The sequence below is a fragment of the Nocardia neocaledoniensis genome (assembly GCF_029868625.1).
In the GTDB taxonomy this organism is placed as follows: domain Bacteria; phylum Actinomycetota; class Actinomycetes; order Mycobacteriales; family Mycobacteriaceae; genus Nocardia; species Nocardia neocaledoniensis_A.
This window is the reverse complement of sequence record NZ_JARWOJ010000247.1, coordinates 1-14,340: the sequence shown is the minus strand read 5'-3', so window position 1 is coordinate 14,340 and position 14,340 is coordinate 1. Positions and strand designations below refer to the sequence as shown.

13 protein-coding genes are annotated in these 14,340 nt (G+C 68.4%); 6 read left to right on the top strand and 7 right to left on the bottom strand.

The window, feature by feature from the left end:
• Positions 1 to 81 precede the first annotated feature (81 nt).
• Positions 82 to 483 carry a Dabb family protein gene (locus tag QH270_RS19135; protein WP_280344264.1) on the bottom strand — a complete coding sequence of 134 codons (402 nt, stop codon included), beginning with the start codon at positions 481 to 483 and terminating at the stop codon, positions 82 to 84.
• 106 nt (positions 484 to 589) lie between these two features.
• Here QH270_RS19135 and QH270_RS19130 point away from each other — a divergent pair, with 106 nt between their 5' ends.
• On the top strand, positions 590 to 1,219 hold the full coding sequence (locus QH270_RS19130; RefSeq protein WP_280344262.1) for a TetR/AcrR family transcriptional regulator: 630 nt from the start codon (positions 590 to 592) through the stop codon (positions 1,217 to 1,219).
• Positions 1,220 to 1,265: 46 nt separating this feature from the next.
• Here QH270_RS19130 and QH270_RS19125 read toward each other — a convergent pair whose 3' ends face one another.
• The 3 genes from QH270_RS19125 to QH270_RS19115 form a co-directional block, all read right to left on the bottom strand.
• Positions 1,266 to 2,300 (bottom strand): aspartate-semialdehyde dehydrogenase, encoded by a 1,035-nt coding sequence (locus tag QH270_RS19125; RefSeq protein ID WP_280344259.1) that lies wholly within the window; start codon positions 2,298 to 2,300, stop codon positions 1,266 to 1,268.
• A 2-nt stretch (positions 2,301 to 2,302) separates the two neighbouring features.
• On the bottom strand, positions 2,303 to 3,568 hold the full coding sequence (locus tag QH270_RS19120) for an aspartate kinase (RefSeq protein WP_280344256.1): 1,266 nt from the start codon (positions 3,566 to 3,568) through the stop codon (positions 2,303 to 2,305).
• 137 nt (positions 3,569 to 3,705) lie between these two features.
• Positions 3,706 to 4,281, bottom strand: coding sequence for a dihydrofolate reductase family protein (locus tag QH270_RS19115; protein ID WP_280344251.1), 576 nt, complete (start codon positions 4,279 to 4,281; stop codon positions 3,706 to 3,708).
• 73 nt (positions 4,282 to 4,354) lie between these two features.
• Between QH270_RS19115 and QH270_RS19110 the strand changes: the two genes are divergently transcribed.
• The 3 genes from QH270_RS19110 to QH270_RS19100 all read left to right on the top strand — a co-directional run bounded on the left by QH270_RS19110 (position 4,355) and on the right by QH270_RS19100 (position 6,732).
• The gene (locus tag QH270_RS19110; protein ID WP_280344248.1) at positions 4,355 to 4,927 is read left to right on the top strand and encodes a TetR/AcrR family transcriptional regulator; all 573 of its coding nucleotides are present in this window, start codon (positions 4,355 to 4,357) and stop codon (positions 4,925 to 4,927) included.
• Between the two features lie 99 nt (positions 4,928 to 5,026).
• Positions 5,027 to 5,485 carry an SRPBCC family protein gene (locus tag QH270_RS19105; protein WP_280344244.1) on the top strand — a complete coding sequence of 153 codons (459 nt, stop codon included), beginning with the start codon at positions 5,027 to 5,029 and terminating at the stop codon, positions 5,483 to 5,485.
• Positions 5,486 to 5,529: 44 nt separating this feature from the next.
• Positions 5,530 to 6,732: a low temperature requirement protein A gene (locus tag QH270_RS19100; RefSeq protein ID WP_280344241.1), complete on the top strand. Its 1,203-nt coding sequence runs from the start codon at positions 5,530 to 5,532 to the stop codon at positions 6,730 to 6,732.
• Here the strand turns inward: QH270_RS19100 and QH270_RS19095 are convergent.
• The 3 genes from QH270_RS19095 to QH270_RS19085 all read right to left on the bottom strand — a co-directional run bounded on the left by QH270_RS19095 (position 6,719) and on the right by QH270_RS19085 (position 10,146).
• On the bottom strand, positions 6,719 to 7,558 hold the full coding sequence (locus QH270_RS19095) for an ion transporter (protein ID WP_432420381.1): 840 nt from the start codon (positions 7,556 to 7,558) through the stop codon (positions 6,719 to 6,721). The two genes, QH270_RS19100 and QH270_RS19095, sit on opposite strands and share 14 nt — an antisense overlap.
• Positions 7,559 to 7,641: 83 nt before the next feature.
• Positions 7,642 to 9,258 carry a GMC oxidoreductase gene (locus QH270_RS19090; protein ID WP_280344237.1) on the bottom strand — a complete coding sequence of 539 codons (1,617 nt, stop codon included), beginning with the start codon at positions 9,256 to 9,258 and terminating at the stop codon, positions 7,642 to 7,644.
• A 117-nt stretch (positions 9,259 to 9,375) separates the two neighbouring features.
• The gene (locus QH270_RS19085) at positions 9,376 to 10,146 is read right to left on the bottom strand and encodes a sulfite exporter TauE/SafE family protein (protein WP_280344234.1); all 771 of its coding nucleotides are present in this window, start codon (positions 10,144 to 10,146) and stop codon (positions 9,376 to 9,378) included.
• Positions 10,147 to 10,419: 273 nt separating this feature from the next.
• Between QH270_RS19085 and leuA the strand changes: the two genes are divergently transcribed.
• Both leuA and QH270_RS19075 read left to right on the top strand, forming a co-directional pair.
• Positions 10,420 to 12,219 carry a 2-isopropylmalate synthase gene (leuA, locus tag QH270_RS19080; protein ID WP_280344232.1) on the top strand — a complete coding sequence of 600 codons (1,800 nt, stop codon included), beginning with the start codon at positions 10,420 to 10,422 and terminating at the stop codon, positions 12,217 to 12,219.
• Between the two features lie 344 nt (positions 12,220 to 12,563).
• Positions 12,564 to 14,204 (top strand): AAA family ATPase, encoded by a 1,641-nt coding sequence (locus tag QH270_RS19075; RefSeq protein ID WP_280344229.1) that lies wholly within the window; start codon positions 12,564 to 12,566, stop codon positions 14,202 to 14,204.
• Positions 14,205 to 14,340 lie beyond the last annotated feature (136 nt).

Sequence of the window (14,340 nt, the reverse complement as noted above, 5' to 3'; positions counted from 1 at the left end):
CGTGACCGGCACGGGCCGCGGCGGCCAGGGGCGTCGGGTCGAGGTAGTCGCGGAACAGCACAACCGCGCCGTCGCGCGGGTTCAGGCGATGCGCACCTCGGGGATGGTGGCCATCAATTCGGCCCACTCGGGGTACATCTCGGACTTGCGCTGATGCATCGCCAGGATCTTGGCGCCCAGGTCGGGATCCATATCGTCGGACAGGTCGGGGCCGATGGCCAGCTTCGCGAAGTGCGGGGCGATAAGGGGGTCACCCGCGAGGTGCACCGGATCATGCATATAGCGCTCGAGCGCGTCCAGGTCCTCGATACCGACGCAGTAGGCGTGCGTGAAGCCTTCGGACGGGTCTCCCAGGTTCTGCCCGACGGTCGCGAAGCGCACCGATTCGACGCCCGCGGTGCGCTGCATCGTGGCCAGCACCTCGGCGCGTTGCTCCTCGGTGGTCTCGTCGCGGAACCGGAAACGCAGCACATGAACGATCATCAATCCTCCTGATTGAACCCGCTGGTTCATGATTATGAACACTTAACAGTACACACGATTAGATCTACGAGTAACCGATGTGGTGTCACCAGGCTAGGCTGCGAGGGTGGCAGCAGCAACGGCACGGGGGCGCATCGACAAGCGGCAGCAGATTCTGGCGGTCGCGTTCGACGTCTTCGCGCGGCGCGGATATGCGCAGACCTGCGTGCAGGAGATCGCCGATGCGGCAGGGGTGGCGAAACCGACGGTGTACAACCACCTCACCGACAAGGGCACGCTGTACCGGGAAGCGCTGCTGGCGACGGCCGACGCGGTGAGCTCCGAAACCCTTGCCGCCGTGCACACTCTGCGGGACATCGGAGACGATCCGCGGCCGGTGTTCGTCGACTCGGCGTACCGGCTGCTCCAGGCGTGTTCGAGTGAACGTGGCCAGTCCCTGCACCGGCTCGCCTACGCGCAGGCCGAGGAGGACTTCGCCGACCTGGCAGCCGAAGTCCAGCAGCGCAACTCGACTCGGCTGCGCGAGGCGCTCGCCGATCGGCTGGCACGGCTGACGCTGGCCGGGCGGTTGCGGCCATCCGATCCGGAATTGGCCGCCGAGCAGTACCTCGCGCTGCTCACTGCCCCCGTGGAAACCCGATCACACCTGGGCGCACGCCGGATTCCGGCTGCCGAACTGCGCACCATCGCGGAAGCCGCGACCGATACTTTTCTGCGCGCCTACGCCCCGAGCTGAGATCGGTTCGAATTCCCGCACGGCTCGAGGGAGGCACAGACGATGCTCAGCGGTTGTTGAGCAGTACTTCCGCGATCTGAATGGTGTTGAGCGCGGCGCCCTTACGCAGGTTGTCGCCCGAGATGAACAGGGCGAGGCCGCGACCGCTCGGGACGCCGGGATCCTGGCGGATGCGACCGACCAGGGAGTCGTCCTGGCCGGCGGCGGCCAGCGGGGTCGGCACGTCGACCAGGCGCACGCCGGGCGCCTTGGCCAGCAGTTCCGTGGCCCGCTGCACCGAAAGCGGTTCGGCGAACTCGGCGTTGATCGACAGGGAGTGTCCGGTGAACACCGGCACGCGCACGCAGGTGCCGCTGACCAGCAGGTCGGGCAGGCCGAGAATCTTGCGGCTCTCGTTGCGCAGCTTCTGGTCCTCGTCGGTCTCGCCGGAGCCGTCGTCGACCAGCGAACCCGCGAGCGGGATCACGTCGAACGCGATCGGGGCGACGTACTTGTTCGGCGCGGGGAACTCCACGGCCGAACCGTCGTGCACCAGCTTCTCGGCGTCGTCGGCCACCGCGCGGATCTGCGTGGCGAGCTCCTCGACGCCGGCCAGACCCGAGCCGGAGACGGCCTGGTACGACGACACGATCAGGCGCTGCAGGCCTGCCACGTCGTGCAGCGGCTTGAGCACCGGCATCGCGGCCATGGTGGTGCAGTTGGGGTTCGCGATGATGCCCTTGGGCAGATTGCGGGTGGCCTCGGGGTTGACCTCCGAGACGACCAGCGGCACATCGGGATCCTTGCGCCACGCCGAGGAGTTGTCGATGACGGTCACGCCCGCCGCGGCGAAGCGCGGGGCCTGCACGCGCGACATCGTGGCGCCGGCCGAGAACAGCGCGATGTCCAGACCCGACGGATCGGCGGTCTCGGTGTCCTCGACGACGATCTCGCCGCCGCGCCACGGCAGCTTCTTGCCCGCCGAGCGCGCGGACGCGAAGAAACGCACCTCGTCGGCCGGGAAGTTGCGCTCTTCCAGCAGTTTCCGCATGACAGCGCCGACCTGACCGGTCGCGCCGACGACGCCTACCCGTACACCCATGTTCAACGCCCCGTTCCGCCGTGGACGACGGCGGCCTCTTCGCCGCCGAGATCGAAGGCCTGGTGCAGGACCTGCACGGCCTCGTCGAGTTCGGTGTCGCGCACGAGCACCGAGATCCGGATCTCCGAGGTGGAGATCAGATCGATGTTCACGCCCGCGTTGGCCAGCGCCTCGCAGAAGGTGGCGGTGACGCCCGGGTGCGACTTCATGCCCGCGCCGACGAGGGAGACCTTGCCGATGTGGTCGTCGTAGAGGACCTGCGCGAAGCCGATCTCGTCCTGCCGCTTGGTGAGCATCTCGACCGCGCGGGCGCCGTCGGTCTTGGGCAGGGTGAAGGTGATGTCGGTCTTGCCCGTGTCGACCTTGGAGATGTTCTGCAGCACCATGTCGATGTTGATCTCGGCGTCGGCCACCGCACGGAACACCTTGGCCGCGTAGCCCGGCTCGTCCGGCAGGGCGACGACGGTCACCTTGGCCTCGCTGCGGTCGTGCGCGACGCCGGTCAGGATTGCCTGCTCCACGGGAATGTCCTCCATCGATCCGAAAACAGTGGTGCCGATCTTGTCGGTGTAGGACGACCGAACATGAACCGGAACGTTGTAGCGGCGCGCGTACTCCACACAGCGCAGCATCAGCACCTTCGAGCCACAGGCCGCCATCTCGAGCATCTCCTCGTAGGAGATCTTGTCGAGCTTCTGGGCGTCGCCGACGATGCGCGGGTCGGCGCTGAAGATGCCGTCGACGTCGGTGTAGATCTCGCAGACGTCGGCCTTCAGCGCGGCGGCCAGGGCGACGGCGGTGGTGTCGGAACCACCGCGGCCCAGCGTGGTGACGTCCTTGCTGTCCTGGCTGACGCCCTGGAACCCGGCGACGAGCACGATCTGGCCCTCGTCGAGCGCCTCCTTGAGGCGGCCCGGGGTGACGTCGATGATCTTGGCGTTGCCGTGCGCGCCGGTGGTGATCACGCCGGCCTGCGAGCCGGTGAACGAGCGCGCCTCGGCACCGAGCGAATGAATCGCCATGGCCACCAACGCGTTCGAGATGCGCTCGCCGGAGGTGAGCAGCATGTCCATCTCGCGAGCGGGCGGCGCGGGGGCCACCTGCTCGGCGAGGTCGAGCAGTTCGTCGGTCGTGTCACCCATGGCCGAGCAGACCACGACGACGTCGTGGCCCTGCTTCTTGGTCTCCACGATCCGTTCAGCGACGCGCCGGATCCGCTCGGCGGTGGCCACCGAGGATCCTCCGTACTTCTGAACAACGAGAGCCACGGCTAGGTCCTTCACAATCGACGATCAGGCTTGGTATCAGCGACCAAGAGTACCGGCCCGAGTCCACCGGTTTCCCCGCTACCTCCCCAGCCTGTGGAAAACGACACAGGCTTGTCACCTGTGGATGACCACGGGTTTCACGCCCGTTCGAACCAGGTGACCTGCGCGCCGTTGCCGAATTCCTTGCGTCGCACGGGGCGGAAGTTTGTCGGTTTGAAGACGCCGTGGAACGCCGGTACGCCGCTGCCCGCGATCACGGGATAGCTCTTGACGACCATCTCGTCGATCTCGTCGATGAGCTGACCGGCCAGGTTCCCGCCGCCGCAGAGCCAGATATCGGCCCCTTCCCGCTCCCCCTTGAGCTCGCGCACCAGGTCGACGGGGTCACCCGAGAAGATCTCGACGCCGGGATGCTCGCTCTGCGCGAGCGAGGACGACACGACGTACTGCTTCAGATGCGAGAACGGGCTCTCGATGTGCTCATCCGGCAGGACATAGGTGCCGCGCCCCATCAGTACGGTGTCCCAGCGCTGGGCAGGCAGTGCCGGATCCATGCCGAAGTGGGCACGCAGGTGGGTGGGGATGGAGTCGGGGAACTCCTCCATCATCCACTCCACGTACTCCGGCGGCGTCGGATAGAAGTCGACCTCCCCGCCGGGACCCGCGATGTAGCCGTCGAGGGAGACGCCGATGTAGTAGACAAGCTTTCGCATGGGGTACCGCCTCAGTTGTTGTACTCTGTTCGTAGTGATTTGAACCGTAGTACTACAGACGGAGTGGTGTCAAGTGCGAACTAATCCCGAACGACGACAAGCCCTGCTCGACGCGGCCATCGAGGTCCTCGCCGACGACGGCGCGCGCGGCCTCACCTTCCGCGCCGTCGACAAGAAGGCAGGCGTGCCCCTCGGCACCGCCTCCAACTACTTCGCCAACCGCGACGACATGCTCACCCAGGCGGGCACCCGCTTCTACGAGGTGATCGAGCCGACCGCCGAGACCATGGCGCTGGTCGACCAGGGACCCAAGACGGTCGAGAACATCACCGCGCTGATGAAGGAGGTCGTCGGCAGGCTCGAGTCACACCGCACCGCCTACCTCGCATTGCTCGAATTGCGCCTGGAAGCGACGCGGCGTCCGGAACTTCGCAAAGTTCTCACCGAACGGGTACGCGCGGACCTCGACTTCAACATCCGCAACCACCTGGCGTCCGGCCAGCCCGGCGACGAGTCGACGGTCATCCTGCTGTACCTGGCCATGAACTGGCTCGTCGTCGAACACCTCACGCTGCCAACCTTGTTCACCGAGCAACAGAGTATGGAGCTCATCGAAACCGCCGTCGAAAGGGCCATACGCAGCTGACACGGTCATTTGTCCAGACCATAGACGTGTTGACGATCACTGGTACAACTGTGCACAATCGGGCGCGAAAGACAGCGGGGGTTTCGGAGGATAGACAAGATGCGCGCGAAGACCGACATCCGATTCACCGTTGAAGCCGGCGTGGACCAGGTCATGGATGCCCTGCTCGCGGTCGATCGCCTAGCGGACTGGTCGCCGTCCTACAGCGATGTCCGGATGGGTCCGCTCGACGCCGACCGCAGGCCGCGCCGCGTCTTCGTCACCGCGCACTTCATGGGCGACTCCGATTCGCAGGTCCTCGAATACTCCTGGGAGCACAACCGGGTCTCGTGGGAGGTCGTCGACAGCAGCCGCGGTTCCAAGGGCGGCGGTTCGTTCGACCTGTTCGAGACCCCGGAGGGCACCGAGGTCGACCTGCACGTCGAGCTGAAGTACCCGCTGCCGGTTCCCGGCATCCTGTTCAACCGCACCCTGCGCAAGCAGTACGACGAGGCCGTCGCGAACTTCATCGACTTCGCCGAGCGGTACCCCGAGGTCGAGGGCTACGCCGTCAGCTAGTTTCATTCCGCGCGCTTCCGCTGGCGCGATGCGACGATGAGCGCATGATCGGTACTCGACGGGTTCGGTTCCAAACGGTGTCCGAGGGCGCCACGGTGACCCAGCTCGAACTGTTCTTCGACCTCGTGATCGTGTTCGCCTTCACCATGGTCACCGCGCTGGCCGCAGACGATCCAACCGCGGCCAACCTGCTGCGCGCCGGGCTGGTCCTGGCGCTGATGTGGTGGCTGTGGATCGCCTACTCCTGGCTCGGCAATGTCGTCAAGGCGGACGAGGGCATCACCAGGGTGGCGATGTTCGTCGCCATGGGCGGCGCGTTCATCGCCGCGCTCACCATTCCCGAGGCGTTCGCCGACATGCCGGGTGGCTGGTTCGGTCCGCTGGTGTTCGCCATCGCGTACCTGGTGGTGCGGCTGGTGCACGTCGGCATCTTCTGGGTGATCAGCGCCGAGGACCCGCAGTTGCGCGGGCAGTTGCTGCGCTGGGCGTTGGGCTCGATCACCTTCGGCACCACGCTGCTGGTGATCGCGGCGATGACCGAGGGCCTCACCCAGATCGTGCTGTGGATCGCGGCGATCGTCGGCGATATGGCCTGGACCTGGGTCGCAGGCACCGACTGGCGGATCAACTCGGCCAAGCATTTCGCCGAGCGGTACGGGCTGATCGTCATCGTCGCGCTGGGCGAGTCCATCGTCTCGATCGGTATCGGTGTCGCCGGCCTGCCGGTGTCGTGGCCGATCGTGCTCGGCTCGATGCTCGGCCTCGCCGTCTCCGGTCTGCTGTGGTGGCTCTACTTCGACGTCGCCGCGATCTCGATCGAGCACGCCTTCGCCCACGCCAGGGGCGCGCACCAGATCAAGATCGCCCAGAACAGCTACACCTACGGGCACTTCCCGATGATCGCCGGCGTCATCGCGCTCTCGCTCGGGCTCAAGAAAGTGCTGTACTACGTGGGCGATTCCTCGCACCACACGCTGACCGACGCGCTCTACGGCATTCCGCTCGGCGCGCTCTACGGCGGCCCGGCGCTGTTCCTGCTCGGCGTGGTCGTGGCGAAGTACTACGCCGTGAAGACGGTGTCGATCGCGCGGGTGGTCACCGCGCTGCTCCTGGTCGCGCTCGCCCCGCTGGCGTCCCAGCTACCCGCGCTGGCCTCGCTCGCCCTGCTCTGCGCGGTGCTCGCCGCGCTGGTGGTCTTCGAGACCGTGCGCTACGCCCAGCCGCGCGACGAGATCAGGCACGCTTGATCTGACCGAGGTGGTGGCGCACGCCGTGTTCGGCGGGCGTCGCCCCCTTGTGCGAGGGCGGCACCTTGATCCCGGCGCGGACCGCCTCGTTGATCTGGTCCAGGTTCTCCCTGAGCATGTCGGCGACCAACTCGTCGGTGCGCGGGTCCGCCAGCAGCTCGTGCAGCATCCGGTAGACGGTGGCCGAGATCAGCCGCACGATCTCGTCGTGGAAGGGCACGTAGCGCAGCTTGCTGGTGGCGGGGTCCTTCTTGATCAGGTCGACGATCATCTGGTCGACCTCGGCGTGGTTCTCCTCCAGCGCCGCGGCGATGTTCTTGGTGTAGTGCCCGGCGCGCAGCACCTTGGAGACCTCGTCGAGGATCGCGACCGTCATCGGGCGCTTGATCACGTCGACGATGGTGCCGACGAACCGGTTCACGATCGACGCGGTGACCCGCTCCCCCAGCGCCCGGTCGGCCACCCGGCCGAGCCGGATCAGGATCACCACGATCCGGAACAACCGGAAACCACGGAAGATCGGGCTGGTCACCGGGATCATGCCGAGCACTTCGTACCAGTAGACGAACGGGAAGGTCCACGGCCAGCCCGCGCGCCGCCAGCGCCACAGGAACTCGATCAGGAAGATGCCGCAGATCGTCCAGTCGACGACCACGATCGCGTGATAGGTCTGCCCCGACACCGGGAAGAAGGTGATCCACACGACCAGCACCACCGAGATGATCGCCAGGACCAGCATCAGCAGATCGGTGCGCAGCGACGGCGTCTTGGAGCGCACGTCCGGCAGTGCCTCGACCCGCTCGATGCCCGGTGAGGCCACGTGCATGCTCCCTTCGAACGCCGTCGTCGCACCGAGGGTAGCGGCCTGACCGGCGCCCGCCGGTCAGATCGGCGTGATCTTGTTCGGTGTCAGCGACCGGCGGACACGATGGCGGCGATATTGCGTTCGGCCAGCGCGGTGATGGTCAGCGAGGGGTTGACCGTCGCGGTGCTGCCCGGAATCGCGGCGCCGTCCATCACGTACAGGCCGGGGTGCCCGTGCACGCGGCCGAAGGCGTCGGTGGCCTTGCCGAGCACCGCGCCGCCGAGCGGATGCGCGGTGAACTGGGCGTTCGCGTCGTATCCGAGCGCGCCGTACTCGGCGAGGGCGCCCGCGCGTTCGGCGATCCGGTGGTCGACCGCGCGCGCGGCGTCGACGACGGCGTTCTGCGCGGCCGCCGACCAGCTCAGCCCGACCCCGCCCGAACCGGCGTCGTAGCCGAAGCGGGCCCTGGTCGGATCGAGCACCATGCCGAGCGAGGCCAGCGCACCGGTCTCGAACGGGATGCCGGGGATGTACCAGTTCTCCAGGGTGAGCGGCACGCGCGACTCGTCGAAGATGCGGCTGGCGCTCGGCACGCCTTGGCCCTGACCGGCCACGCCGCTCGCGCCGCGGGCCAGCACCACGTCACCGTTGGTGCCCCAGCCGGCGCCGATGTGCTCGTTGAGGTGGGGCAGCGCGCCGGTGGCCTGGGCGCGGACCAGCAGCTCGGAGGTGCCAACGGAACCGGCGCCGAGGAAGAGCTTGTCGCAGGTGAGCGTGCGGGTACCCAGGACCTGTCCGGTCGGGTCCAGTTTCGTCACCGTGACCACGAACTTGCCGCCCCCGTCCTGGGCGATGCTGTCGACGCGGTGGCCGGGGTACACCTGGGACCGGCCGGTGTCCCTGGCGTAGCGCAGGTAGTTCTGGTTCAGGTCGAACTTGGCGCCGTTGGAATTGCCCAGGTTGGAGCGGGCGGCGGTGGCCGAGGCGCGCGAGGTCCCGGCCAGTTCGCCGCGCAGGATGTCCCAGGTGAAGATCGAGTCGTTGGGCAGCGGCTGGTAGCCGGCCGCGCGCACCTGGTCGTCCCAGGCACGCGAGTGCGCGAACGGCCCGGACTGATAGATGTCGGCGGGCATGGTGTCCAGGCGCAGCATCTGCCGCACCTTCGGGTAGTAGACCCGTTCCAGCTCGCCGTAGTCGACGACACCGCCGAAGACCTGGTCGAAGAGCCTGCGCTCCGGCGCGACCATGGCACCGGTGAAGATCACCGAGCCACCGCCGACGGCGGCCGCGCGCCACACGTCGATGCCCGGGTACTCCGTCACGTCGAGCACGCCGCCGAACGCGCCGAAGCTCATCGGCACCTTGGTGACGCCGGTGAAGCTGGTGCGGTGCCAGAAGCCGCGGCCGTCGGGCAGATCGTCGCCGGTGAAGATCTCCCGCCACGGATCGTTGGGCCAGCGCGAACCGCGCTCGAGCACGGTGTTGACGATCCCGGCCTCGGCCAGGCGCAGCGCGGTGACCGCGGCGCCGAAGCCGGACCCGATGACGATGGCCTGCGTGTGCGCGGGCGGGTCGGGCAGGGGTTCGAAGATCTCCGGTACCCAGGTCCGGAACATCGCCTCGCGCGGATCGGCCGTGGCCACCGTGTTCGTCAGCGTCGTTCCCACGGCACCGGCGATCGTCGCCAGTCCCGCCGCCTTGAAGAAGGCACGTCTGTGCACCAGGCCACCTCCCTCATCACGCATGGCCGAGCGCAGGATACCCCGTGTGAAACACCAATGGTGTTCAACGGAGCGGCCTTTGGTGGTCGTCACAACGGCGCGGGCAGCGCGCGGGGGTCAGCCCGTGGTGAGCAACCGGATCACCGCGACGGTGCCGACGACGACGATCACCGCGCGCAGCACGTTCGGCGACAGCTTCCGGCCCACCCGGGCACCCAGCTGACCACCGATGATCGAGCCGATCGCGATCAGCGCGACGGCCTGCCAGTTCACCTCGGCGATGACGATGAAGATCACCGCCGACACCGCGTTCACGATCAGCGCGAGCACGTTCTTCACCGCGTTGAGCCGCTGGATGTCCTCGTGCACGAACACCCCGAGCAGCCCGAGCAGGAGCACGCCCTGCGCCGCGCCGAAGTAGCCGCCGTAGATGCCGGTGCCGAACACCGCGACCAGCAGGATCGGCCCGCCGTGCGTGGGCACGGGGGCGTCGCCGTCGGCCCTGCGCCGCTTCACCCAGGCCGCCAGCCGCGGCTGGACCACCACCAGCACCAGCGCGGCGATGATCAGAACCGGCACGATCGCCTTGAAGGCCTCGGCGGGCATGGTGAGCAGCAGGATCGCGCCGGTGATGCCGCCGAGCAGCGAGGCGGTGCCCAGCTGCAGCAGTCGCGACCGCTGTCCCTCCAGTTCGCGGCGGTAGCCGATCACCCCGCTCACCGAGCCAGGAACGAGGCCGATCGTGTTGGAAACGTTCGCCGTCACCGGCGGCAGCCCGAACGCGAGCAGCGCCGGGAAGGTGATCAGGGTGCCGGAGCCGACGATCGTGTTGATGCCGCCCGCGGCGACACCGGCCACGAGAACGGCCAATTGCTCATACCAGGTCATTCGAATTCCTTTGTGCCGTCTCGTCGGACGCGGGGGTCCGTACAAGCGTGCGTTTCCGCCCCCGAACCGTACCGGCTGGTAGGGGCGAGGGATTCGCCAGGCCGCTTACCAGCGGCGCATCACACACGGTAAGCTCGGGGAATCATGCAGCGGGCACTTCTTCTCGGCCGCCGCGACGGGTTCTGATACGGACCGGCTCCCGTCGCGGGGTTCCAACGCGCCGGTCGACCCGCTCCCACCCGGGAATACACCACACCCCACGGAGAAACTTGCATGTCCTCGGCTGACGCATTCGTATCCGCTTCGCGCACCATCACGGCCCCCGGTAAACCCGCTCCGGCCGACCAGCCCGCCTGGAACCAGCAGAAGAACTCGTCGATGCCCGCGTTCCGGTACCGCCCCTTCGCCGAAGAGGTCGAGCCGATCACGCTGCCCGACCGCACCTGGCCCGATAAGGTCATCGACCGCGCTCCCGCGTGGTGCGCCGTCGACCTGCGCGACGGCAACCAGGCGCTCATCGACCCGATGAGCCCCGCCCGCAAGCGCCGCATGTTCGACCTGCTGGTGCGGATGGGCTACAAGGAGATCGAGGTCGGGTTCCCGGCCGCGAGCCAGACCGACTTCGACTTCGTCCGCGAGATCATCGAAGACGGCGCGATCCCCGCCGACGTCACCATCCAGGTCCTCACCCAGTGCCGCCCCGAGCTGATCGAGCGCACCTTCGAGGCCTGCAACGGGGCGCCGAACGTCATCGTGCACTTCTACAACTCCACCTCCATCCTGCAGCGTCGCGTGGTGTTCCGCGCCGAGCGCGACGCGGTGAAGAAGATCGCCACCGACGCCGCGACGCTGTGCCTGGAGATCGAGCAGCGCTACCCCGACACCGAGTGGCGCTACGAGTACAGCCCGGAGTCCTACACCGGGACCGAGCTGGACTACGCCCGTGAGGTCTGCGACGCCGTCTCGGCGATCATCGCGCCGACCCCGCAGAAGCCGCTGATCATCAACCTGCCCGCGACCGTCGAGATGGCGACGCCGAACGTGTACGCCGATTCGATCGAGTGGATGCACCGCAACCTGGCCCGCCGCGACGCCATCGTGCTGTCGCTGCACCCGCACAACGACCGCGGCACCGCCGTCGCGGCCGCCGAGCTGGGCTACCAGGCGGGCGCCGACCGCATCGAGGGCTGCCTGTTCGGCAACGGCGAGCGCACCGGCAACGTCTGCCTGGTGACGCTGGGCATGAACATGTTCTCCCGCGGCATCGACCCGCAGATCAACTTCTCCGACATCGACGAGATCCGCCGCACGGTCGAGTACTGCAACCAGCTGGCCGTCGCCGAGCGTCACCCCTACGGCGGCGACCTGGTCTACACCGCGTTCTCCGGCAGCCACCAAGACGCCATCAACAAGGGCCTGGACGCGATGAAGGCCGCCGCCGACGCGCAGAACGCCGACGTGGCCGACATCGTCTGGGAGGTCCCGTACCTGCCGATCGACCCGAAGGACGTCGGCCGCACCTACGAGGCCGTCATCCGGGTGAACTCGCAGTCCGGCAAGGGCGGCGTCGCCTACATCATGAAGACCGATCACGGACTGGTGCTGCCGCGCCGGCTGCAGATCGAGTTCTCGCAGGCGATCCAGGCGATCACCGACGGTGAGGGCGGCGAGGTGACGCCCAAGGAGATGTGGGACGTCTTCGCCACCGAGTACCTGAACCCGATCCTGCCGCTCGAGCGGATCAAGCAGATCGTCACCGCGGCCGAGACCGACGGCGGGGTCGACTCGATCGTGGCGACCGTGAAGGTCGACGGCGTCGAGCAGGAGATCACCGGTTCGGGCAACGGCCCGCTCGCCGCGTTCGTCGACGCCATCGCGACGGTCGGCTTCGACGTGCGGGTGCTCGACTACAGCGAGCACGCCATGTCGGCGGGCGACGACGCGCAGGCCGCCGCCTACGTGGAGGTCGCGATCGGCGACAAGGTGGTGTGGGGTGTCGGCATCGCCACCTCGATCACCACGGCGTCGCTGCGCGCGGTCGTCTCCGCGGTGAACCGCGCCGCCGCTCGCTAGTCCCCGAGACGAAGGCCGGGTCGGTTCCACGGAGCCTGCCCGGCCTTCGTCGGCTCCGGGTGGCTCGAGCTGTGGACAACCGGCGCCCGACCGGTCGGCTTCCCCGCTGATCTACCGTTTGAGCTGGGCTCATAGTTGATCATGACGGGCTGCGGGAGCGCTGCCCCCGGCGCGCGAATGGTAGCCCCGTGCTAGCGTTTTAGGGCACATCAGCGCCGAGCTTCCTGCTCGTTCGACGAGCAAGTGGGGGAACTGTGACCAACAACGACCATAATCCGACCTCTCCGCCATGGCTGCAGAGTCCGTCGGCTGAAACGGCCGACGCTGCGTCCGGTCCCGCCGGCGTGCAAACGGTGGGCGACGAGGACAACGAGCCCGCCGAGGCCGCTCCCGAGCCGACGCCCACCCCGGCCGACCAGCTGCCCCCCGAGCCCGACGGCCAGCCAGGGCCTGCGGAGCAAACGGTGTTCCATCCCGGCGGTTTCGTGCCAGGTCCGTTCGCGCCGAGCTCGGTGCCCGATCCGTATCAGAGCGGTGGCGCGCATCCGCTGGCGCACGCACCGGAGCAGCAGCCGTACCCGGGTCCGCCCGTCACCGGCGAGCAGCCCTACCCGGGCCAGCAGGCCACCGGTGAACAGCCGTATCCCGGTCCGCAGGCCACCGGCGAGCAGCCGTACCCGGGCCAGCCGCAGTACCCCGGCGCCGAGCCGCAGCCGCAGTACCCTGGTGCCGACCAGACGGCGCAGTATCCGCAGGAACAGCAGCCGCAGGGTCCGCAGTCCGATGCCATCTACAGCTGGGCGCCTCCGCCGCCGCCGATGTATCAGCCGCCGATGGCGGGTGGGATGCCCGGCCCGGCGCCCGGTCAGCCGGGCATGCCGCCGCAGGCCGGTCCCGGACCGCAGCCGATGGCGCCGCAGCCAGGCCAGTGGCAGGGTGCGCCCGGCCAGCAGCCGTTCCAGCCGCAGCATGTGCCCGCGCCGGGACAGCCGGGGCATTCGGTCAACGACCTGAACCTGCTCAAGCGGGCCCGCAAGGCGCCGCGCAGCGGGTGGCGCCGCGCCGTGCACAAGGCATCCGGCGGCATGATCAACCCGGGCGAGTCCGCGGCCGACGTGGTGCACCGCGACCTGGCCGAGCGGGTCAATCAGCCGGTCCGCGGCGACTACCGGATCGCGATCCTCTCGCTCAAGGGCGGTGTCGGCAAGACCACCACCACGGTCGGCCTCGGCTCCACCTTCGCCTCGCAGCGTGGTGACCGCGTCATCGCGATCGACGCGAACCCCGACCTGGGCACCCTGGCTCACCGGGTGCCGCGCCAGACCCGGTCGACGGTGCGCAACCTGCTCGAGGACCAGAACATCACGCGCTACTCCGATGTCCGCGCGCACACCTCGCAGGCGCCGAGCCGACTGGAAGTCCTTGCCTCCGAGCAGGATCCGGCCGTGTCTGAGGCCTTCAGCGAGGCCGATTACCGCAAGGCCATCGGCATCCTGCAGTCGTTCTACAACATCATCCTCACCGACTGCGGTACCGGTCTGATGCACTCGGCGATGTCGGGCGTGCTCGACATGGCGAGCTCGCTCGTGCTGGTCACCTCCCCCGCGATCGACGGCGCGCGCAGTGCGTCGGCGACGCTGGACTGGCTCGACCACCACGGCTACTCCAAGCTGGTCGAGCGCACCGTCGTGGTCGTGAACGCCTCGCGGCGCGGCGCCTCGACGGTCGACCTGGACCAGCTGCGCAAGCTGTTCCTCGACCGCACCCGCGCCGTGCAGATCGTCCCGTTCGACGATCACCTGGCCGAGGGCGCCGAGATCGACCTCGAGCTGGTCAGCAAGCCCACCCGCCGGGCGCTGCTCGAACTGGCGGCCATGGTCGCCGACGACTTCGGCTACCACGGTCAGCCGCAGGGGCAGCAGTTCGCGCCGCAGGGACAGCCGTACCCGGGGCACCAGCCGTACCAGCAGCCCGGCCAGTTCTGAGCGAACGCGCGGTCAGTTCGCGCTGACCGCGCGCGGCCCCGCCGCCGAACCCCCCAGGGCCCCCGCCCGAGCCCGGGCCCCCGGGGGCCCCCCGCCCGGGGGGGGGGAGGGAAACCCCCCCCCCCCCCCCCCCCCC